This is a genomic window from Rickettsia akari str. Hartford, assembly GCF_000018205.1.
Lineage (GTDB): Bacteria > Pseudomonadota > Alphaproteobacteria > Rickettsiales > Rickettsiaceae > Rickettsia > Rickettsia akari.
The window spans coordinates 1124743-1146880 of record NC_009881.1; the positions used below are offsets into that span (position 1 = coordinate 1124743).

The window sequence follows — 22138 nt, forward strand, 5'->3', positions numbered from 1 at the left end:
TCTTGACGTATTAATCTTATCCATATAAATTTGCATGGATAATAACTAAGTGGATATGTGATTAAGTGTTTTTAGCAAAAGAAATTTAATTTTAAATATTATTGCTGATTAATTCTTGCTGTGCAGATTCTTTCGGTGAGTTCTTTTAATGTTTCTATTCGTTCAATAAGATAAAGCAGCTGTTCTTATGTCATTTTATAGTTTTTATCATATCTTGCATCAACATAAGCTTTTTCAAGACGCTCAAAACACTTTTTTGTTCTTCGGTTAATTGAGGAAACACACTTAATAATTCATTATCATAATTTCCTGCCATACTGCCTAGTTCTTGTAAATTGTATAGTTTATGTTTGTAGTTTGAACACACTAATAAAATAGTGCTGTAAAGACTTTCCGTAGCTTGATGAATGGGAAAGACTGATAAAGCATACTCCAAATCGTTTAAATAAGTAGTTGCACCTTTGAAAAGCCTTTACCTCTACCAAACCAATATTCATAGTAATCGTTAGAAATTTCGTTCATCTCGCTCCAAGGTAAATCTTTAGCTTCGCTAAGCATAAATTCCTTGCTATCATATAAAAGAATACATTTTTTTGTGATATCCATATAAAAATCACGTCCTTTTTCTAACTACCTATTTATTTCGAATTATCAATATTCTTGAATCATATGGGATAATTTGATGTTTTATTACTCACGTTTTTTCTAATCTTTTATATATTCTATCTTTTAATTTTAAAGCAGTATAACCTTTATACTTACCTTTTATCAGAATTATCAAGATATCAGTATAGATATTATGCCAGTTAGGTAGATCATACACCCAATCACCTCTAGCAGAAGAGCCGTATAAGATAATCATAGCAATTATTACTACCGGCAATAAATCTTTATGTTTCATACCTTGCTTAATTTGACTAACGTAGGTATAACAACCGTAAAGCTGCATTCTATTAAGATAATCTTTCTCCATTTTCGATGCATCCTGATTATATACCATCTACCGGTTTCACCTTTAACTTTTAGATCGAACAAACTTCTTTTCCATTCAAGAAATAAAGGTAACTGTTCAGTAGTTAGATAGCTTAAATCTATAATCCTATCTTATTTCGGTAACCTAAGAAGAGAGTTCGGTCAATTTATTAATTTTACTTTATCGCTAAATAATTTCTTAAATGCGACATCATTTGTACTGTCTAAATATCTTTGCATGAATAATTGCACCTTTAATATATTTTTATATAAAGCAAATTAATCTTAGGTAGTAAACTACTTTTACAATTGATTATCGATATTAGACTGCTTGCATAACTTATCTTATAAAGAGGAATCCATCAGGAAACCCTTGCCACCGCAACGTATATAAATATGTGAGGATGGGAGTAGCAGATTTACGTACAAATTACCTTTAGACTAAGGTTTTCAAGAAGTCTATTGTATTAATATCTATCATTATGATTGTATACTCCCCAAATTGCTTTCTTTGAGATCCATCCAGTATAATCTTTACATGTAATTTGGCAGAATTGTTCTTTGCATTTTTTTAAACCGCAGCGAACCTTGGGCATTAATTTTGCTATAACTCGGCTTTTAGAATCGACGGATTTGGTAAGCTCTATTTCCTTATCAGAGGTAATAATCACTGATCTTTTACCTGATAGAACGCTTGAATGTATCCAACCACCTTCACCGTTAATGTCACGTACTTGTCGCCATTGCTCGTACTCTGCAGTTATTTCTACCGGTTCGCCTTTTTTAACAAAAACCCATTCTACGGCAGATTTAGTGGTTGGTCCACTCCTTGCATTTACTTCATTAGATTTTATTGAAACAAATCTCGGAATAGACAATTTTTTATTATCGGCGTTAATTGTTGTAGATAATATTATTGTAATTAAAATGATAAAAACTTTAATCATTATCTTCCACTTCAGATAAAGCATCTTCTTTTTTTGCTATTATATAATTACCAAGCCTAAATTGTACTTTTATTCTATTAATTTCCTGCTCGCTAATACCTATATTCTTCAGGACTGTTCCACCGATTTGTAATCCGGCCTCATAACTTTCCGGAATAATAGTTGTGGCACCTAAATCATAAAACTCTCTAGCATTTTTTAAATTTTTTAACTTAACGACAACCGGTATATCCTGATAATTACCGCTAATTGTTTTAAGCGATTTCTTTATAGTGACTTGATTATTCATGGTAAGTATTATAGCGAATGCTCTTTCCGTACCTAATGCCTTTAGAGTATCGGCTTGCGATACATCACCTTTAAAAACCGGCAAACCGTTTGATAGCTCTTCTTTGACTCTATCATCATCTAAATCAAGTATTACGTAACTTATACCTTCCGCTTCCAAAACTCTTGCTACCATTTTACCGGTATTACCAAGGCCGGCAATAATAATATGGTTTGTTAAATCTCTTGCCCCAAGCTCAATCATTTGAGTCGGAGTTTTACCGAGTCCTTTATCAACTTTCTCAGCAATCTTTTTCCCTAAAGCCGCGAGTAATGGAGTAAGTGCCATAGTAAAAGTAACTACGAGTAATAATATATCGGCAGTACTTTCTTCTAATACTCCACTATCTTTACCTAAACTGAATAATATAAAACCAAACTCTCCACCTTGCGATAATAATAAGCCTGAATAAAAAGCAACTCCTTTATTAAAACCGAATAAAAGACAAAACGCCGTTATGATTAAGGTTTTTATACCTATTAAAGCAATAGATAAAGTAAGAATATGAGATATTTTTTCATACATTTCTAGTGCGTCGATATTCATACCGACAGTCATGAAAAACAATCCTAAAAATAAACTTTTGAAAGGATAAATACTTTCTTCTGCCTGCAATCTAAATTCAGTTTCGGCAACTAATACTCCAGCAACAAATGCTCCTAAGGCTAAAGATAAACCAAATGTTTCGGTAGCCCAAGCAGCAGAAAGTACTATTAACAAAGTCATCGAAATAGGTAACTCGCTTGTATTATTACTTTCTGATGAAATGAATGAAAATACAGGACGAAGAAAAACACGACCAACAATAAATATTGTAAGTAGGGCCGTTACTGCTTTTAAGAGTGCAATACCAAGAGCCCCTGCAAGCGAGGCTTTATTATTACCGGCAAGTAACGGAACTATCACAAGCAATGGCACTACAGCCAAATCTTGCAGTAGCAGAATAGCCAAAGAGATTCTTCCTATTTGTGTCGATTGACTACGATTTTCCTCAATAACCTGCATAACAAGTGCAGTAGATGAAAGGGCCAAACCACCGCCGGTAATAATAGCTGCACTACTATTGCCGTCTATAAGCACCATTGCACCGGCAATTACTATAGCGGTTGTTACAACTTGCAAACTACCAAGACCAAATACATATCGTCTCATAGCTTTTAATCGCTCAAAAGATAACTCCAGTCCTATCGCAAATAATAGAAATACTACACCAAGTTCACCTAGTAACTTAGTTTGGTCATATGTTACGATTTTTAAACCGTGATCACCTATTGCAGCTCCTGCAATTAAGTAACCAAGTACCGGACTTAATCTAAGACGCTTAAGTATAGCCACAATAAAAACCGCAGTACCGAGTAAAATTATAACGTTAATAAGAATATGATCGTTCATCTTTTCCAAATTTCTTCTAGCTTAAAATGCTCCCGTGCTTCAGGATAAAAAATATTAATTAAAACAGTACCTGCATCTATTAGTACCCACTCTGATTTACCAAGACCCTCTATATTACTATTTATACAAGCATTATTTTTTAATTCTAAAGCCACATATTCAGCAATTGCTCCAACATTTTTAGTTGAACGACCGCTAGCAAATATAATGTAATCGGCTAATTTATGTTTTCCTGTTAAATCAATTACCTCAATATCTTCTGCTTTTTTCTCACTTAAACATTCTAAGATAAATAATTTTAATTCTTCAGTTTCTTTTTTCATAATAATTAATAAATGATATAATTGTATCAATTATTATATTCATAAGAGCAGAGTTTATCAATGAATGTTTAAAATTCTACAATAAAAATTCATATAAAGCTTTACTTTAACCAAAAAAAACTTTAATTAACATTTAGACTTTTATATCTAAAAAGTGATAAAATAATGGCAATATCTGCAAAAGAATTAGAAAAAATACTTAAGGAAGCCTTTCCAAACAGCATAATAAAAATTACTGATTTAGTAGGGGATCAAGACCATTATGCGGTAGAAATATCAGATGTTCAATTTAATGGACTTTCTTTAATTAATCAACATAAATTAGTAAAAAACGCCCTATCTGAAATATTAAATAAAAAACTACATGCAATTACCATAAAAACTATTGCAGTTCCTGAAAAATAATTACAAATGTTAATACAATAAATTCTACCTAAATTCAACTTATCATTTAAGTTTTATACTTACTTAAGATTATAATTTTCATGATAAAGTAAGATTTATAAATATAACTTTTGTATTAGTCAACAATATGTTGACTAATATTCTTAAATAGAGTACACCACAAATTAATCTACTCCCAGATCTAAATGCAATATAAATTCAGCTTTTCTAAAACAGCTTTAAAAAATTTACTCAAAATTTCTACAAACAAAAGAAAAGCTATATTAGCAAAATTAGCACAACTAAAGCTAAGTCCTTATAAGAAAAATAATAATATCAAAAATTAATAGGACATGACGGGTATAGATTAAGGATTGGAGATTATAGGGTGATATATAGCATAAATAAAGGAAAGTTAGAAATTCTAGCAATTAATGTTGATGTTAGAGGAGAGGTATATAAATGAGTAATAAACATATAATAGAATATCAAAGAAAGCATGCTTTTGTTTTTATACCTTTTAATGAATATCAGGAACTGATCAATAAAACACAATGTATTACCGATGAAACATTATACGCTGAAGCTATAGCCAAAAATGAGGAATATTTTCCTGAAGCTTTGGTACAAAAAATTTTAAACGGCAAAAATTCGATTAAAGTTTATTGTGAATATAGAGGGTTATCCAAAGAGCAATTAGCTATTAAAATCGGTAAAACTAAGCAATATATCTCATCTATCGAAAAAGGATTACGAAAAGGTACAATAGACACACTAAAAAACTAAGTACTGTTTTAAATGTTGATTTAGATATGTTATGATTTGCAGCAAAAATAACCATAATTAAATCTTTTTAGAGATGTTTACAGAACCTACATTGCACTTTTAAAAAAAGTTAATAATAAAATTAAATTTTTATTCAGGGCTTTAATTAACAAAAATAATAAACGATGGTAAGAAGAAGTAATTAATAATTATTGAAAGCACAAAAATTTTTCTAACTTATGATTTTGTTATATAAATAATACTTTATTTTTAATTGAAAAACATTCATTAAATACTAAAATATCTATCAAAATACTTATAAAATAAAGTGTTCTCTACTTATAAAAAGTAGTTGTAAGTTACTTTTTCTTATTTTAAATAAATTAAACTTTATATATTTTTATAGAAATTAGGTAAATCGTATATAAAACTTAAGGAATACAAGAGTAAAACCTATCTATTTTAGCTTCTTAATGAAAACCGCAAAACTTTATTAATTTGTGTATAAAAATGAATACCAAAACCGTCATTGCGAGAAAACACTGTAAGTTTTGACAAAGCAATCCAGTTAAAATACTAAATTATTAGTATTTTTTATTATTTTTATTGACCTAGTTAGCAAGCCATGGGGCGACACAGTGGGTTTTGCCGGTCCATGCAACAATGCCTGCTCACAATAACGATATCTTGCTTTATTAAGCAAAATCTATAAATTTTTGCATAAACAAATTGATTTGCTACGAATAATAGAGTATATAGTACAGACATAATTAATTCTCGGGGCGTAGCGCAGCCTGGTAGCGCATCTGGTTTGGGACCAGAGGGTCGGGAGTTCGAATCTCTCCGCCCCGACCATAAAACGTAAATTATAATGTCAAAAGACGACCTAATTCAGTTTACAGGTACAATACTTGAACTTTTACCTAATGCTACTTTCAGAGTAAAGCTTGAGAATGATCATGGAATTATTGCTCATACTTCCGGTAGGATGCGTAAGAATCGTATCAGAATATTACTAGGAGATAAAGTTACGGTAGAAATGACTCCTTATGATTTAACTAAGGGACGTGTGATTCATCGTCACTAGTCTTTACAAGTATGAAGCAACACAGAGAAAACCTACCGATTATATTAGCATCAAGCTCTCCTGCAAGAATTGAGTTACTAAACAGAATCAAAATTATCCCTTCACAAATTATTCCGGCAGATATAGATGAAACACCTAATTTGCGTGAATTACCTGCGCCCTTAGCCATAAGACTTGCTTACGAAAAAGCTATTAAAGTTGCATCTCAAGTAGAGGAATCAGCTATAATTATAGCTGCCGATACGGTAGCGGCAGTAGGTAGAAGAATATTGCCGAAAGCTACTACTTATGAAGAGGTCAAAAATTGTATTAAGATGGTATCCGGGCGTCGTCATCGTGTCTATACCGGTTTATGTATTATCAAAACAGAGAATGATCAGCTTACAGTTAAACAAAAAATAGTTCAGACTATTGTTAAGTTTAAAAAATTAAGTGATGAAGAGATTAATTTTTATTGTTCTTTAGATGAAGGGAGAGGTAAAGCCGGCGGTTGCAAAATTTCCGGTTATGCAGAAGCTTTTATCTCATTTATTTCTGGCTCATATTCAAATGTTATGGGATTGCCTTTATTTGAAACCGCAAATGCTCTAACCTCTTTAGGTTTTAAGGTATATTAATATGTAGTGTTGCCTCTGTAAAGATTGATCTTGTTACATGGATCGTTTATGTCATTCCCGCATGGTATTGTTATGTGGATACCTTAGCCGTCATTGCAAGGAGCGAAGCGACGCGGCGATCCAGAAAAATAATTAAAAAAATTCTGTAAATCAGCATTTTTTACTGGATTGTTTCGTCGCAGTACTACGTAATTCTTCTCACAATGACGAAAAGCAGGTCTACGCAACAATGCCTTTCCACCTACCTAGGGATAACATTGAGTAGGTTTTTCGAACCATATACACATCAATTACAATTTTAATTCTTAGGCTCATCCAAATGACTTCTCTCGTAATTTTCATGACGCTCTTGAGCTTCAATACATAATGCAGCAATAGGTCGTGCTTCTAATCTTTTTATACCTATTGGGGCGCCTGTTTCTTCACAGTAACCGTATTCCCCATTTTGAATACGTAATAATGCTTCTTCTATTTTGCTTATTAATTTACAATATCTATCTCTACTACGAAGCTCAAAAGCTCTTTCTGTTTCATGAGTAGCACAATCGTTAAGATCGGATTCTTTTAAATTTTCTTCCTTTAAATGATTTAAAGTCTCTTGAGATTCCTTTAATAAATCCTCTTTCCATCTTAAAAGTTTTTGTCTAAAATATTCTAAGTGATTAGGACACATATATTCTTCATCTTTAGAGGGTTTATATCCCATAGGTAATTTAGGTGTTTCTATCATAGAAATATCTCAATATTAGCTCTAGTATATATAGTTTATAAGGTTTTTAAAAAAATATATACCTTAAAATTAACGCAAGAAGATTATAAATATTAATTTTATTTTTTAATTGGATATGCGGTAGTATATACAGCCTCTAAACGCTTTATACTTGTTTTAGTATAGTTTTGTGTAGTAGATAGACTTTTATGACCTAATAGCTCTTGAATAGAGCGTAATTCTGCACCACGTTCAAGCAAATGTGAAGCAAAACTATGTCTAAATGAATGAGCAGTTAAATGCTGCGGTAAACCATAAAAATGCTTTAATTTAATTAATTCACGATTAAATACCTGTGGCTGCAATTTCTTACCACGCTTTCCTCTAAATATCGGTTCATTATCCCCGAGCTTATACGGCAATATTTCTAAATATTGGGTAATTAAATTTTTAGCAATCGGCAACCACGGAATTATTCTTTCTTTACTACCTTTACCTATTATTCTTATAAATTCTAGATTTTGTAGATGAAGTTTCGTAATTGATAATGCTTCCGATATACGTAGACCTGAAGCGTATATAAGAACAAGTAGGGATTTATTTCTAAGTTCTACCCACTTAACATTCCCGTATTCTTCAATATGTTCAAGGGATACTACTACATCATCCTCCGATAAAGCTTTTGGTAATAATTTAGTTTTTTTAGGAGATTTTATAGAAAAAATTATATGACTATTTAATTGTGTTGTTTTCTCTAAAAATCTATAAAAATTTTTTACTGCAGATAAACCACGTGCAATTGAAGAAGTGGTAAAATTATCATAGTTACGTTTTGCAAGCCAACTTCGGATTAATCTTATATCTGCGTTTTTAATATGATTTATCGTTACAAGCTCTGAATTATAATAATTCATAAACTCAAGGAAATTCTTAAGATCATTATTATAAGAAATTACTGTATAATTAGAATAATTTCTTTGCAAAACGAGGTATTTTTGCCACTTATCTATTAATTCTTGAATTAATATATCTAACATTTATAAAAACTTAACTATCGTTAATATTACGCTTAATGCTAACAACTATTGACTCATAATTTTATAAATGTTAGCATGAGCTGAGGGTTTACGTTGACATATACGTAACCTATAAAACACAAAAAATTTTTTGAGTAAAAAATTTAATTTATTTTAGGAGAATAAATAATGTTAAATAATACACTATTTTTAGATTTAATGAAATCATATATGAATCCGGAATTTTATATGAGTGCTATGAAAAATATCCCTAGTGTAGATCTTTCATCTATCACAAATACAATGCAACGAGCTATGAATATTCTTTTCACAACTAACCAAATTGCTACAGAAAGCATGCTATCTTTGCTTAAGAAAAATTCCGAGATTACACAAAATAATGTTAATACTATTTTGAATACTACTAAAGAAGCAGCAAATTCTAAAGATTTCAAACAAGCTAGTGAATGTCAGCAAAAATATTTAAAATCTATTTATGAAACCTCTATGGATAACGCTAAGGAATTATCAAGTATTGCTTATGAGTCTTCACACAAAATATTTGAAGCCGCAAATAAGCATATTGCCGAAAATATTCATCATGCTTCTAATAATATGCAGAATATGGCAGAACAAGTACAAAAAAATTTTAATAAGAAATCTGCGTAATTTTTAACTATTTTTCTATGTCATCCATGCGAAAGCAGGAATCCATCGTAAAGCGAGATAAATCGGGTTTTTAATTTCAAAAATTTGCTGCTTTTATACTTTTTTTAGATTCCTGCTTTTATAGGCATGACGTGAGAATCATACAGCAACACTTTGCATCAATTACTAGCCTTTCTGTGTAACCAATTTTGTAAATAAGACTCTGCTACCTCCTGATCTTCTATAGCAATCACATTTTCGGCATTACGTTTGTCGGCAGCAGCCGTGAAATTAAACGAACCGGTTATTACTTGCTTTTTATCAATAATTATAACTTTATTATGAGCAATTCCCGGTACTTTATCTATACCTACATCAATTTTTGCTTGTTGTAATTCGTGTAATTTAGAAAATTTCTGCTTTAAATTACTACGATCAAGCAATATTCTAACTTTTACTCCTCGCATCTGTGCATTAATAAGTGCAGTAGTAATTAACGCATCGCTCATACCGTATGCCTGCATATAAATAGATTCTTCAGCTTTATCTATCTGATTGGCTATAAACTTAGTACAACCGGCAGGTGGAGTAAAACACGTACTAACTTTACTTCTTGCAGGCTCTGAAATATTGTAATGCTTTATTTGTGGAGCAGATAAAGCGAATGATTTTTGATTTATTAGATTAGTAAAATAATCAGGATTCTGTCCATCAATACCTAAAGCAACGCCCAAGATAAAGGCAATAGATATTTCTATAAATTTATTATTTTTTCTCTTCATGACTTATTTATATTTTAGGCGTTGTGTGTATGGATCAAGAAACACACATTGTCATTCACGCGTAGGCGGGAATGACAATGAAGTAATAACACCTACTTCCTTACGTAACTGCCAGGTGCTTCTTCAATAGCCTCTAGATTCTGATAATCTACAGAATCTACTAGCTTATTATCATTATTTTTTATAAGCCAATCAAGCCAATAATTCCACCATGAGCCTTCATATTCCGTAGCCTTTATAAGCCACTCATGACTACTTAAACTTAAGTCATCGTTAAGCCGATAATGATATTTAGCAATCGCAGGAGGATTAACTACACCTGCTACATGCCCTGAATCAGCGAGACAAAAAATCTTATGTCCGTTTAATAATTTGACTCCATCATATATTGAACGCCATGGAGCTATATGATCTTCTTTTGCGGCTACGAAAAAAGTGTTGCAATCAACTTTTCCAAGATCTATTGTTGCCCCGAGTACCTCTAAATTATTAGACTCTTTTAGCAAGTTATTACAATATGTATTGTGTAAATATTCCTCATACATTTTGGCCGGCAAGTTAGTAGAATCCGCATTCCAATATAGCAAATCAAAAGGCATAGGTTTTTCACCAAGCAAATAATTATTGATAAAAAATGTCCAAATTAGATCATTTGCCCTTAGCAAACTAAAACTATTTGATAAATATTGTCCATCAAAATAGCCCTTTAGCTTTATATCTTCTTTAATGTAATTAATTGTAGCTTCATTAAAAAATATTCCAAGCTCGCCCGGGTGAGTATAATCAAGCAAAGTAGTAAAGAAAGTGCTACTGTGAACAGCATCTATTTTTTTTACTTTTAAGTAGGCTATGATTATAGCAAGGAACGTACCACCCATGCAATAGCCGACAAAATCAATTTTCTCAAAACCAAGATTTCTAACATACTCAAAAGGAGCTAAAATGCCGTCTTTTAAGTAATCCTCAAAGCCTTTTTCCGATAGAGATATATCAGGGTTAACCCATGAAATAAGAAAAACTTGCAAATTATTTTCTACCAAAAAAGATACTAGCGAATTATGCGGAGATAAATCGAGTATATAATATTTATTTATACATGGCGGAATAATAAATATCGGAATCTGATAAGTTTTCTTTTTCGGCTCATAACATATTAGCTGCATTAAGTCATTTTGGAATATAACTTTTCCTTTTGTTGCCGCAATATTGTGACCGAGTTTAAATGCTGATTTATCAGTAGTTTTAATATTTAATATATCGCCTGAACTTTTTATATCGCTTAAGAAATTTTCTAATCCCTGTACTAGATTTTGACCGCCGCTTTCTAACGTCTTACGTAAAACTTTTGGATTACAAAAAGCAAAATTTGAAGGTGAAAAAGCATCAATAAAATGTTTAGTTACAAACTCTAAATGTTGCTTGAGATCATTTGATAGCACATATTGTTCTATATTCTTCTTAAGCCACTCACTAGATAGTAAATAATATTGTTTAACAAAGTCAAAATAAGCATTATCCTCCCATGAAGAATCTTTAAATCTTTTATCTCGATTATCCGGAGAAAATACAGCTTTTGCCGGACTACCGACAAATTTTGCAAAGCTATTCGTTGTAAGCTCTCTTAACTTATCAATATATTCAATATTAATCTGACAAAATTTTTCAGGATTTGAACAAAATTGTTCGACCATTAAAGAAGCTATAATCCTGTTTTTATCACTTTCAATTAGGCTCCTAGTGATCATACTCCCTTTGCCTTGCATGAAATGCAAAATAAGCTCTTGATATTTATCGGCAATTTCTTTGAAATTATTAATTATCGTCTCGTGCGATATGTTATACATGTTTAGTTCTGATAATGTTATATGATTTGTATGGCTCTCTATGTCATTCCCGTCTCCGCGCTGGAATGAACATAGAACAACCTAGATCTTTAAACCATCCCACATACTATCAACCTTGTCGATCACTTCTTGACTCATTTCTATTTTTTTACCCCATTTTCTATTTGTCTCAGGGTATATTTTATCTGTTGCATCTATTCCCATTTTACTACCAAGACCTGACTTGGGTGATGCAAAGTCCAAATAATCTATCGGAGAATTATCTATAAAGCTCGTATCACGTTTTGGATCGCTTCTTGTCGCTATTGCCCAAATCACTTCTTGCCAATTACGAACATCAATATCATCATCTACAATGATAATAAACTTACTATACATAAATTGCCGTAAGTAAGACCAAATACCAAGCATTATTCTTTTAGCATGACCGGGATAGGATTTTTTAATCGATACTACTGCAACCCTATATGAACAACCTTCAGGTGGAAGCCAAAAATCTACTATTTCCGGAAATTGTTGTTGCAAAATAGGAATAAAAATTTCATTTAATGCTTCACCTAAGATTGATGGCTCATCAGGTGGTTTTCCCGTATAAGTACTTAAATACATAGGATTTTTCTTCATTGTTATTGCAGTGACGGTAAATACAGGAAATTCTTCAATATCATTATAATATCCGGTATGATCCCCAAAAGGCCCTTCAGGCAAATACTCCTCTAAACTTACATAGCCTTCTAACACTATTTCGCTATGTGCCGGTACTTTGAAGTCAATAGTTTTACATTGTACCAGCTCTATTTTTTCATTACCGAGTAAACCTGCAAAATTATATTCTGAAACATTCTCAGGTATCGGCGTAACCGCTGCCAAAGTTACCGCTGGATTTGCCCCAAGCACGATGGCAGCAGGAAACGGCTCTTTTTTTGCTTCTTTCCAACGTTTATGATGCTCTGCTCCGCCTCGTAACTTTAACCAACGCATCAATAGCTTATTAGGAGCTATTGTTTGCATCCTATATATACCAAGGTTATAATTATCCACCTTATCTTTTGTTGGACCTTTAGTAACTACTATACCCCAAGTAATTAAAGGCGAAATATCCTCAGGCCAACATTTTTGAATCGGTAATATATTGATATTCGGTTTGTCAATGATGACTTCATGACAAGCTGCTTTTGATATTGTTTTAGGAGACATAGCAAAGATACGCTTAGCAAGAGGTAACATTGATAATGTTTCTTTAAAAGATGCAGGAGGTTGTGGATGCTTAAGTAATGCTAGTAAAACGCCAAGTTCTCTTAATTCTTTGGGTGATTTAAGGTTAAGCCCCATGCAAATGCGGTAGATACTAGCATAAAGATTAGTTAGGACTGGTATAGTGGATTTACTTCCATCAACTTTTATAACATTTTCAAAAAGTAATGCAGGTCCGCCTTGTGCTAATGCTCTTCTGCTAATCTCGGTAATTTCTAGGTCAGTTTTTACCTCAAGAGAAATACGCTTTAACTCACCATTTTTTTCTAAAAATTTTAAAAACTCCGGTAAATCTTTAAAGCTCATAGTTCTATTTTTTTTGTTTTATTTTGGTCTCTTTATTATGTCATTTCCACATGGCGTTTGCGTTGTGGCATGGATACCAGACTCGTCGTTGCGAGGAGCGAAGCGACGTGGCAATCCAGTAAAAATAATTAAATGCTAAACATTAGTATTTTTAACCGGATTGCTACGTCAATTACTTCGTAATTTCCTCGCAATGACGATTTCCCTACTTACTAAAATTAGCTTTTATCTGCATATCATTCTGAATAATTGTGTAGTTAATTAGCTCGTCAATTACAGAATTTTTAATATTATATATTATATTTTTTTCTGAATTGACATGAATATTTTTAGCTGTTAATTCATCTATACTTCTAGATTTAATATGTGCAAAATATACTTCATCACCTACTTGGAATATAGGTGTATTACTTCCTATTTTAGTATTAAAAATTGATAATAATATCTCAGGAGTTAATGTTAGATCATTTTCCATTTTGGATCTAATATAGCTTTTTTTGCTTATTTTTATTCCAGTAGCTTTAAGCTCTTTTATGTTCTCTTGATCTGAATTGTATTCCTTTGCTAAATCCTTGATAATTTTTAAATTTACATCAGCGATATTCTGCTTTATCCAAACTTTATTTACCTGCTCTTTAATAGTATCAAATTCAGGTATTTTTGTCGGCTGAATAGATTTTAATTCTACCAATATAAGATAGCTTTTATCTTCTGCTTCTATAGGATAAGATAATTCTCCTTCCGAAAGCTCAAAAATACTATCAGCGCTTTCGGCAATTATTTTATCTTCAATAAGCTCTGCATAACTTATATAGTTAACGTTTTGTATCGGTAGCTTATATTTTTCGGCAATTTCAACTAAGCTTGACCCTGCCGCCGTCTCATCTTCCAGCTTTTTAGCAAACTCCATATTAAGTATGTCGATTTTTTGTGCCTTTAATAAATCATGCAATTGTTTTTGTACCAATTCAAAGCTTTGATCACCGAATTCATCTTTATTTTCATTATAAAATTCTAACAACTCATCTTGCGTAACTGAGACTTTTAAATCCTTAATATTAGCCTTAATATAAGAAAAGCTCCGTTTCTCAGGTACCTCAAACGCGGTTTTATTATCTTGGTAAAAAACCTTTAATTGCTGGTCGGTAGGGGTAGGGATTTGTAAATCTTTCGGTTTATTTTGTAAATCTATTTGTATTAATTCTACTTCTCTTTTTTCAGCCATATAATCTACTATATTGTCAGTCATAGCGTTAGGAACATAGAAACTTTCTATAAAACTACCGACAAGAATGTTTTTTAAAGCTTTTTCTTTAAAGTTTAATAAATATTTTTCTTCATCTATATAAGAATTTCTAAAATAAGCTTTAAAATTTTTTATATCAAAAGCACCTTGCTCATTTTGAAAAACCGGTGATTCTTTAACTAAAATTTTAACTGTATCATCACTTAGATCTAAGTCGTAATAGCTAACTAAATAATCTAAGACATTATCGTAAACAAGTCTTTTAAGGATTTGGTTATCAATATTTAACTGTGCTATTTCTTCGTCAGTTAAACTTGTTCCCGTTTGCTTGCTTATAGCATTAATTGCTAAAGATTTTGCTCGCAAAAAATCTTCTTGGGAGATATTTTTCACGTGAGAAAAAGTAACAATATCGCCACTTCTTCTTCCGTTTAATACATCTTTAATACCAAATCCGACAAAAGCAAAAGCTATCATTGCGAATAAAACCCGCATTATAAAACTATCGGCAGTTTTTCTAATATTATCTAACATAATTTTTTGTCTAAGTTTTTAAGTGAGAATATGTCACACCCGCGGGGCAATGCATCCTCAGCATTACGGAATGACATTTAAGCAGCTTCTCAAGACTGCATTATAAAGCAAAAAAGCCTATATAGTCAAACTATATAGGCTTTTTTATTATTTTTGTAGATGTTCGATGTCATTTCTGTATGGTTCAGTTTTTCTGTCATTGCAATGAAATTACAAAGTAATTGACGCAGCAATCTCAGAAGTTTGTTATTATTTCATGAGATTGCCACGCAGCCTATGGCTTGCTCGCAATGACGACCTAGAGCATATTAGAAGTTTATACGAACTTTTACACTACCTTGCTGAGTAAAATACTTACTTCCGATATTGGTATCGTAGTTAATACCGTATTCCATCATTTGATGCTTAGCAGTAATACCAACACCGATATCAAAGCTTGTTTTGCTTTGCTTAAAGCTGTTGGTTGGGAAAGGAGCAATCATACCTTGTAATCTCGCATCAATCGCCGGAACTTTATTCTTGAATGCATAATCAACCATTGCGTACAGCTCAGGAGTTAACACTACTTCACCTACATTTATATTACTTAATACCTTAGCACCGAGTAAACCATCGAAAGTGTTATAGTTCTTGCCTTTAACTGTAAGATTTTTGTTAGTAGTACCGGTTTCTTTATAACCCTTATCTTTGATAGCCGAATATCTAAGCCCAACTAGAGGTGTTAAGCTAATGTTTTCACGCACCATATAGGTATAACCAGCCATTAACTAACCTGTATAGCTTTCTGATTTATACTTACCGCTTGCGGTTTGATAGCCGACAGTCTCTAGTGCCGTCGCAATAACACATCTTGATTTGCTTCTTATCTTGTTATCAGAGTAAGATGCTATAGCTTTAACGCAAAGATTTGCATAAGGTACGTTATATAAACCGTATAAAGAGTAAATATTACTCTCTACCTCATTCTTATCACCTGTCTTATTATTTTTCAGTTTGATATCAGTATCGGCTCCAGCTCTTGTATATGCAAGTCCGAGTGCTAAATCATCCTTAACTAAGCCATCAAAACCTATAGTACCACCGATTGTATCAGACTTATAACCGCTTATATTGTTATGCATCTTCTGCATTGCATTACCGACAAATGAGCTCCAAACTTAGCATCTCTGCCCTCATCACAAGCAGCTACAGCAACCGGCTCTATTGCATCCATTCTAGCATTTAGATTAATTAAGCTACTTGAGATATTACTGAGTATAACTTGATTATTAATAGCAGCTATAGTATCGCTAAGCTTTACAACGTCTTGCATGAGCTGAGTTACAGTATCTGCTTCTTGGATTGGACTCAGTTTACCCCAATTATCGAAAGCTCAACATGCATCTGAACCTCTTTGTGCTTGCTCCATTAACTCAAGCGATTTCTTTACATTTGCAGCATTTGTGATATTTGCAAGCGGCCCACCAGGTTTAAAATATGCTTCTATCACTTCTTCCGCCATATCCTCTGCAAATAACGTCAAAGTCGATTCATCAAAAGTAAAGTTGACAAAGCGGTTGTAATTATTAACGGTTACTTTAACATTACCTGCGGGAGTAGGCTTTCATCCGCCTGCTGTTTCTGAAGATATTACCGTATATTTTGTATCCGGGCTTATATTATTAATGTCAAAATTAGTAGCAGTAACAACAAGTTCTAAAGTTGAAACTCCTGATAAATCAAGAGTACTACCTGATTTAATTAAGATATTACCGTCTAACTTATCTGCACCATCAAAAGTAGTATTTAAGGTTAGTGTATCGGTAAAGCTACCGGTACCGGTATATGTTATTTGGCTTGCACCTAAAGTAAGTGTAGTACCGCTACCTGTTATATTACTATTAAAAGCTAGGCTATTACCGAAATTAATAGTAGCATTGTTAACTGCAAAGCTGGTAGCCGTTACATTTTTAGCAAAATTAGTGATAGAAGCTTTAGCTAAAGTAACTGCACCAGTGTTAGTAAATGTATCGGCAAAACTTGTAGTACCGCAGAGCGTCGCCGTACCTTTTGCATTAACACTGCTTGCAAAGTTTATTATGCCTGCCGTTGTGATATCACCCACCGAATTAGCCACAGTCCCTACAACACCACTAACACTGCCGCCATTCGTGAAGTTTAACTTCAGAGCCTGACCACCGGTTTTATTTATGCTGCCTGTTAAGTTAAAGTTTGCAGGTAATGTGAAGAGTGCAGTACCGTTACCTTGGATTTCAGTGATGCTAGCATTACCGCCTTGGGTTATGCTTACAGCCCCGGCACCTACTTTTAACATAGCAATATTATTAATAGTACTTGCAACAGTTGCGATGATTGTACCATTAACTCTGTTACTGCTTGTAATACTACCGGTTATATTTTTATTTGCACCAAGTATTATAACTGCTGCTTGATTATTGAAATCTACACTATCGTTAATATTACCGTTTTGAGTTAAAGCAGTAGCAGCACCGAATGATAAATTAGAGTTGATATCCTTATTATAGCCGGCACTGATAATTCTAAATTGTTAGCAAATATATCAGTATCTATTTAGAATGTGCTGTTTCCTCTAAATTCTAATGCTTTTAATTTATTTACTACAGTACCGTAAGTAGCATTTCCGACATTTGTAAGAATTACTTGCCCGCCCGCAGCTCCTGAATCTACAGCAAGTTTACCTTTATTTGGATCTCCAGGATCAAGTGTGGCATTTAATGTTATTGTACTATCACCGGCTGCACTATTTTGTAATACTAACTCTGCATCTTCATGGACAAAATTGATAGTCTGACCGTTTGCGAAAATTCCTACATTAGCGCCATTTGCATCAATCGTATAAGAACCAGCAGCGGCAGGAAGTCCAAGACTCGCATTTGCTGCACCTATATTTATTACATTAATTTGGTTAGTAATACCGCATACATCAACAAACTGCATAGTATTTATGATATTAAATGCGAGAACATTTGTAGTATCTATATTATTAAAGGCTACATTCCCTAAAACATTTAATGATGCTAGTTCATTTCCTGCCGTACATATTGCTTTAGCTGCACAATCATCTTGTAAGGTTATAAGGTTTTCTGTACCAAGAAGAAGTAACATACCACCACCGGTTGTAAACGCCGGTAAATCATTTTTAATACAACTCTATCATCTGTAGCACTATTGTTAACTAAAAAAAGCTTTGAGTTTGCACCTTTAAAATCAATAACTTGAGCGTTTAATATCTCAATATCAGCGTTCTTAACATTTATTGCAAAAGTCTTATTATCTTGAATGTTAATTTGTGCAACCGTCCCGATACTAGCATTATCTGCAGTAACCAAACCGAGAGTATTAATATTAATTGTAGCATTATTACTGTTTGCTATAGTTCTGCTTAATGTATAACTCTTACCGACAGGACCGTTCAATTCTAAAGTACCCCCCTGAGCATTCACACCGAAATTGATATTTGTAGCTATCAAATTACCGCCGACTTGTATCGTACCGACTGCTCCACCACCGGCAATATCATCAAAATTTACGATTTGTGCATAAATATCACTTGTAAAACAAGATCCGCAGCACCATTATCAACTTTAGCATTCAGAACTTTTAGAGATGCTGCATTTGTACCTACCGAGCCGGTAACCCATACTCCAGCGTTGTTGCACTTATTGCTCCTACTGTACTTACTCCGCCTGCATTACCGTTATTAAACGTTACGGCATACAAAGTTTTGGTCCAAGCGATTGCTCCGGTAAAACTTGTTCGAGTATTAACAGTTATTTCACTATGATCATGATCATCACTATCTATAGCTACTGCAATCTTTATTAATGCTAGAGTTGCAGATTGTATAGTTAAGCCTGCAGTGGCACCGCCTATGGTAATAGCTCCTCAACCTATATAATCAGCAGCAGCATCAAAACCATGATTTGCAGCAACTGCTTCAGTACCGGTTAAAATTAAGCTTTTGCCGTCAGTGATAGTAACAGGCAACAAGTTATCACATGTAACAATAGAACTGACGCTAGTATTTTGAGTAATATTTAGAGCTACTTGAATAGTACCTGCAACATTTATAGCAGTAATAATACGATCTGCTTCATCTGCAGTGATAGTATGATCACCACCGTAAGTAAATGCATCATCGTCTTGAGGACCGTCAGAAGGATGACCATTAGCGGCTCCTCCAGCCGTTATATCATTCAAATTATTGGCAACAGCAAAATCACTAAATACTGCATCATTAACAGAAATAAAACCAGAAGCGACACCACATGCCACGCTACCACTCAGCATTATCGCTGCGGTTGAGGTAGTGAATAAAGCTGTTTTAAGACTTTTTTGAATTGCTTTTTGAAATAATTTTGGAGAAATATTCACCATAATGTAAACTTTAATAAAAATTAAATAATTTAATAATTAAATATAAGTGTTTAAATATGTCTATTATAATTAATAATTATATACAATATTTTACAAATTTATATGCGGCATTTGCATTCTGCAGGGGCGGTAGCTTTGTTGCATAGATCGGTAAAACCTACTCAATGTCATTCCCGCGTAAGCAGAACCTTGTTGCATGGTTCGAGAAATCTACTGAGTAGTAGACCGTGCTCAAACCACGGGGTGACAGCTAAAAGTACTGGATCCACACTTTCACTGGGATAACATTAAGAATACGAGAATAACATTTACCTCTCAGGCAGTAATATCTCCCTCTTACCTGTATGATTCGGTGGTGAGACTATTCCATCTTTCTCCATCTTCTCAACTAAGTTGGCAGCTTTGTTATAGCCGATTCTAAGCGACCTTTGGATATAGCTAATGGAAGATTTACGTTCGTCACGCACTATCTGAACAGCTTTTTTGTAAAGCACTGCATCAGACGTGCCATCAACGATATCAATTCTACTATCGTCTTCTTCAGGCTGCTCGGTAACGGCAGAGATATATTCAGGCGCACCGGTCTCTTTCAAATATCCTGTAATTTTCTCGATTTCAACTTCATTAACAAACGGTCCATGTACCCTACTTATCTTTGCAGTATTCCCCATAAATAGCATATCACCCATACCTAGTAACTGCTCGGAGCCTTGCTCGCCTAAAATCGTTCGGCTATCGATTTTAGATGTAACTTTAAAGCTAATACGACTTGGGAAATTGGCTTTAATGACACCGGTAATAACGTCTACAGAAGGTCTTTGCGTTGCCATGATAATATGGATACCTGCCGCTCTTGCCATTTGAGCAAGCCTTTGAATCAGCATTTCAATATCCTTACCGGCAACTAGCATTAAATCAGCCATCTCATCAACAATAACCACAATGTAAGGTAGTTTCTCCATATTCATCGTAACGGTTTCGTAAATAGGCTTACCTGTTTCAGGATCAAAACCCGTTTGAATCGAACGCTCAATTACTCTATTCTCTTTCACCGCTTCTAAGATTTTTGCATTGTAACCTGCAATATTCTTAACACCGATATTGCTCATAATTCTATAGCGGTTTTCCATTTCCTTAACCGCCCATTTAAGAGCAACTACAGCCTTAGAAGGTTCAGTTACTACAGGAGTGAGTAAATGGGGTATTCCGTCATAAGCGGATAATTCAAGCATTTTCGGGTCAATCATGATAAAGCGGCATTCTTCAGGAGTATAGCGGTATAAGAGCGAAACTATCATCGCGTTAATCCCAACTGATTTACCAGAACCGGTTGTTCCTGCAACAAGCAAGTGAGGCATCTTCGCAAGATCGGCAATCAGTGGCTTACCGACTAAATCTTTACCTAAGACTAACGGTAATAAAGTTGATTTGTCTTGGTATTCAGGCGTCTCTATCAACTCTTTCACACAAAAGAATTCACGCTGCTTATTAGGGAGCTCAATACCAAGTACGTTTTTGCCGGGTATTACCGCTATCCTTGTTGATAAAGCAGATAGTGAGCGTGCTATATCGTCAGATAATCCTACTACTCTTGATGTTTTAGTACCAGCTGCCGGCTCAAACTCATATTGAGTTACCACCGGTCCTTGATTGATATTAATTATATGCCCTTTAACTCCAAAATCATTCAGCACGGTTAGTAGCTCCTCGGCTTTTTGCTTAAGCTCTGAGGAAGAAACCCCTTTTACATGATGGTTTTCAGGATCACGTAATAACGAAATAGGCGGCAATTCTGCTATTTCGCTTTGAGATATTTTAGGGGCTGCATTGGATTTATTAAAGAATTTTATAGGATTTGCAGGTATGGGTCTAGCTACTTCAGTGAATTTTACTTTTCCACTTACATGCTTTTGGTAAGAAGAAGTTATATTTATCTTATCATTGTTTTTAGTAGGGAATAATCTTATCAACGACAAGCTTGAAAATACATTATGTAAAAAATATTGTATCCAATAGGTTAAAAATGTACTTAGCTTAATAATAAAAGTAATGAAAAAAGTAAATTTAATTTCAAGTAAAACAACTAATATAATAAAGGTAAAAAATATTAATAATAAGTATAGCTGATTTGTAAATCGCTCAAAAAAATTAAAAGCTATTATTCCGATAGCTCCGCCTGCCTTTGCCGGTATGAATTCTAGATTAATCTGAGATAATAATGTGCTACTGCTAATGAGAGCAAGAAACATTACAAACATACGGACAAATGAGCCGCGATATCTTCCATACCAAGAATTTCTTCCCCAAACAAAGCAAGCAAGCGGTATAATAAAAGCAGCCAACCCAAAAAATTGATATAAAAAATCCGATAAATAAGAGCCGGCAATTCCGATTAAATTACTAGGATATTCTGTTGTAACTGAGTTAAAAGATGGATCGTCTATATTATATGACATAAGAACAGTCACAATACCAAACCCTATTATCCCTAAGATAACAGCTTGTACCTTATTGTTTGAAAGAATTTTATTTATGTAATATAGCATTAAGTGATTTTTGAAAAATTTTGATATAAAATATATTTTT

At 33.3% G+C, this 22138-nt stretch carries 19 protein-coding genes, 1 tRNA gene and 1 pseudogene; 7 read left to right on the forward strand and 14 right to left on the reverse strand.

Annotated elements, in window-relative coordinates; translation table 11 throughout:
• Positions 1-190: 190 nt before the first annotated feature.
• The 6 genes from A1C_RS08940 to rsfS form a co-directional block, all read right to left on the reverse strand.
• A complete protein-coding gene (locus A1C_RS08940; protein ID WP_012150109.1) occupies positions 191-367 on the reverse strand; it encodes a hypothetical protein in 177 nt (58 codons plus the stop codon).
• Between the two features lie 74 nt (positions 368-441).
• Positions 442-606, reverse strand: coding sequence for a hypothetical protein (locus tag A1C_RS08270; RefSeq protein ID WP_198282962.1), 165 nt, complete (start codon positions 604-606; stop codon positions 442-444).
• Positions 607-694: 88 nt separating this feature from the next.
• Positions 695-1000 carry a hypothetical protein gene (locus A1C_RS08945; protein WP_232279111.1) on the reverse strand — a complete coding sequence of 102 codons (306 nt, stop codon included), beginning with the start codon at positions 998-1000 and terminating at the stop codon, positions 695-697.
• A gap of 439 nt (positions 1001-1439) precedes the next feature.
• Positions 1440-1919 carry an SH3 domain-containing protein gene (locus tag A1C_RS05605; RefSeq protein WP_012150110.1) on the reverse strand — a complete coding sequence of 160 codons (480 nt, stop codon included), beginning with the start codon at positions 1917-1919 and terminating at the stop codon, positions 1440-1442.
• Entirely contained in the window at positions 1912-3639 is a 1728-nt protein-coding gene (locus A1C_RS05610) for a monovalent cation:proton antiporter-2 (CPA2) family protein (protein ID WP_012150111.1), read from the reverse strand. The genes A1C_RS05605 and A1C_RS05610 overlap by 8 nt, the downstream gene beginning before the upstream one ends.
• Positions 3636-3962, reverse strand: a complete 327-nt coding sequence (gene rsfS, locus A1C_RS05615) for a ribosome silencing factor (protein WP_012150112.1) — start codon at positions 3960-3962, stop codon at positions 3636-3638. The genes A1C_RS05610 and rsfS overlap by 4 nt, the downstream gene beginning before the upstream one ends.
• Before the next feature lie 165 nt (positions 3963-4127).
• Here rsfS and A1C_RS05620 point away from each other — a divergent pair, with 165 nt between their 5' ends.
• The 6 genes from A1C_RS05620 to A1C_RS05645 all read left to right on the forward strand — a co-directional run bounded on the left by A1C_RS05620 (position 4128) and on the right by A1C_RS05645 (position 6815).
• Positions 4128-4367: a BolA/IbaG family iron-sulfur metabolism protein gene (locus A1C_RS05620; protein WP_012150113.1), complete on the forward strand. Its 240-nt coding sequence runs from the start codon at positions 4128-4130 to the stop codon at positions 4365-4367.
• 185 nt (positions 4368-4552) lie between these two features.
• Positions 4553-4693 (forward strand): type II toxin-antitoxin system RelE family toxin, encoded by a 141-nt coding sequence (locus A1C_RS08950; RefSeq protein WP_012150114.1) that lies wholly within the window; start codon positions 4553-4555, stop codon positions 4691-4693.
• Positions 4694-4808: 115 nt separating this feature from the next.
• A complete protein-coding gene (locus A1C_RS05630; RefSeq protein WP_012150115.1) occupies positions 4809-5132 on the forward strand; it encodes a helix-turn-helix transcriptional regulator in 324 nt (107 codons plus the stop codon).
• Positions 5133-5889: 757 nt separating this feature from the next.
• Positions 5890-5966: transfer RNA gene (locus A1C_RS05635), tRNA-Pro, on the forward strand.
• 16 nt (positions 5967-5982) lie between these two features.
• Positions 5983-6198, forward strand: a complete 216-nt coding sequence (gene infA, locus A1C_RS05640) for a translation initiation factor IF-1 (protein ID WP_012150116.1) — start codon at positions 5983-5985, stop codon at positions 6196-6198.
• An 11-nt stretch (positions 6199-6209) separates the two neighbouring features.
• A complete protein-coding gene (locus A1C_RS05645) occupies positions 6210-6815 on the forward strand; it encodes a Maf family protein (RefSeq protein WP_012150117.1) in 606 nt (201 codons plus the stop codon).
• Positions 6816-7113: 298 nt separating this feature from the next.
• Here A1C_RS05645 and dksA read toward each other — a convergent pair whose 3' ends face one another.
• On the reverse strand, positions 7114-7545 hold the full coding sequence (gene dksA, locus A1C_RS05650; protein ID WP_012150118.1) for an RNA polymerase-binding protein DksA: 432 nt from the start codon (positions 7543-7545) through the stop codon (positions 7114-7116).
• Positions 7546-7643: 98 nt separating this feature from the next.
• Positions 7644-8561 (reverse strand): tyrosine recombinase XerC, encoded by a 918-nt coding sequence (locus A1C_RS05655; RefSeq protein ID WP_012150119.1) that lies wholly within the window; start codon positions 8559-8561, stop codon positions 7644-7646.
• A 168-nt stretch (positions 8562-8729) separates the two neighbouring features.
• Here A1C_RS05655 and A1C_RS05660 point away from each other — a divergent pair, with 168 nt between their 5' ends.
• Positions 8730-9209: a phasin family protein gene (locus A1C_RS05660; protein ID WP_012150120.1), complete on the forward strand. Its 480-nt coding sequence runs from the start codon at positions 8730-8732 to the stop codon at positions 9207-9209.
• 158 nt (positions 9210-9367) lie between these two features.
• On the opposite strand, the gene pld is transcribed toward A1C_RS05660, so the two are convergent.
• The 6 genes and pseudogenes from pld to A1C_RS05700 form a co-directional block, all read right to left on the reverse strand.
• Positions 9368-9970 (reverse strand): phospholipase D, encoded by a 603-nt coding sequence (gene pld / locus A1C_RS05665; RefSeq protein WP_012150121.1) that lies wholly within the window; start codon positions 9968-9970, stop codon positions 9368-9370.
• A gap of 92 nt (positions 9971-10062) precedes the next feature.
• On the reverse strand, positions 10063-11814 hold the full coding sequence (locus tag A1C_RS05670) for a PHA/PHB synthase family protein (protein ID WP_012150122.1): 1752 nt from the start codon (positions 11812-11814) through the stop codon (positions 10063-10065).
• An 81-nt stretch (positions 11815-11895) separates the two neighbouring features.
• Positions 11896-13374 carry a UbiD family decarboxylase gene (locus A1C_RS05675; protein ID WP_012150123.1) on the reverse strand — a complete coding sequence of 493 codons (1479 nt, stop codon included), beginning with the start codon at positions 13372-13374 and terminating at the stop codon, positions 11896-11898.
• Positions 13375-13579: 205 nt separating this feature from the next.
• On the reverse strand, positions 13580-15154 hold the full coding sequence (locus A1C_RS05680) for a SurA N-terminal domain-containing protein (RefSeq protein ID WP_012150124.1): 1575 nt from the start codon (positions 15152-15154) through the stop codon (positions 13580-13582).
• A gap of 308 nt (positions 15155-15462) precedes the next feature.
• Positions 15463-19552: pseudogene (locus A1C_RS05685) on the reverse strand (autotransporter outer membrane beta-barrel domain-containing protein).
• Between the two features lie 308 nt (positions 19553-19860).
• Positions 19861-22098, reverse strand: a complete 2238-nt coding sequence (locus A1C_RS05700; protein WP_012150132.1) for a DNA translocase FtsK — start codon at positions 22096-22098, stop codon at positions 19861-19863.
• Between the last annotated feature and the right edge of the window lie 40 nt (positions 22099-22138).

Excerpts from the sequence above, each read along its gene's own strand:
- A1C_RS05620 (WP_012150113.1), top strand. The coding sequence starts at position 4,128 with ATGGCAATATCTGCAAAAGAATTAGAAAAAATACTTAAGGAAGCCTTT.
- A1C_RS05675 (WP_012150123.1), bottom strand. The coding sequence starts at position 13,374 with ATGAGCTTTAAAGATTTACCGGAGTTTTTAAAATTTTTAGAAAAAAAT.
- dksA (WP_012150118.1), bottom strand. The coding sequence starts at position 7,545 with ATGATAGAAACACCTAAATTACCTATGGGATATAAACCCTCTAAAGAT.
- A1C_RS08270 (WP_198282962.1), bottom strand. The coding sequence starts at position 606 with ATGGATATCACAAAAAAATGTATTCTTTTATATGATAGCAAGGAATTT.
- A1C_RS05700 (WP_012150132.1), bottom strand. The coding sequence starts at position 22,098 with ATGCTATATTACATAAATAAAATTCTTTCAAACAATAAGGTACAAGCT.
- A1C_RS05655 (WP_012150119.1), bottom strand. The coding sequence starts at position 8,561 with ATGTTAGATATATTAATTCAAGAATTAATAGATAAGTGGCAAAAATAC.
- A1C_RS05630 (WP_012150115.1), top strand. The coding sequence starts at position 4,809 with ATGAGTAATAAACATATAATAGAATATCAAAGAAAGCATGCTTTTGTT.
- pld (WP_012150121.1), bottom strand. The coding sequence starts at position 9,970 with ATGAAGAGAAAAAATAATAAATTTATAGAAATATCTATTGCCTTTATC.
- A1C_RS05680 (WP_012150124.1), bottom strand. The coding sequence starts at position 15,154 with ATGTTAGATAATATTAGAAAAACTGCCGATAGTTTTATAATGCGGGTT.
- rsfS (WP_012150112.1), bottom strand. The coding sequence starts at position 3,962 with ATGAAAAAAGAAACTGAAGAATTAAAATTATTTATCTTAGAATGTTTA.
- A1C_RS05660 (WP_012150120.1), top strand. The coding sequence starts at position 8,730 with ATGTTAAATAATACACTATTTTTAGATTTAATGAAATCATATATGAAT.
- A1C_RS08945 (WP_232279111.1), bottom strand. The coding sequence starts at position 1,000 with ATGGTATATAATCAGGATGCATCGAAAATGGAGAAAGATTATCTTAAT.
- A1C_RS05645 (WP_012150117.1), top strand. The coding sequence starts at position 6,210 with ATGAAGCAACACAGAGAAAACCTACCGATTATATTAGCATCAAGCTCT.
- infA (WP_012150116.1), top strand. The coding sequence starts at position 5,983 with ATGTCAAAAGACGACCTAATTCAGTTTACAGGTACAATACTTGAACTT.
- A1C_RS05605 (WP_012150110.1), bottom strand. The coding sequence starts at position 1,919 with ATGATTAAAGTTTTTATCATTTTAATTACAATAATATTATCTACAACA.
- A1C_RS08950 (WP_012150114.1), top strand. The coding sequence starts at position 4,553 with ATGCAATATAAATTCAGCTTTTCTAAAACAGCTTTAAAAAATTTACTC.
- A1C_RS05670 (WP_012150122.1), bottom strand. The coding sequence starts at position 11,814 with ATGTATAACATATCGCACGAGACGATAATTAATAATTTCAAAGAAATT.
- A1C_RS05610 (WP_012150111.1), bottom strand. The coding sequence starts at position 3,639 with ATGAACGATCATATTCTTATTAACGTTATAATTTTACTCGGTACTGCG.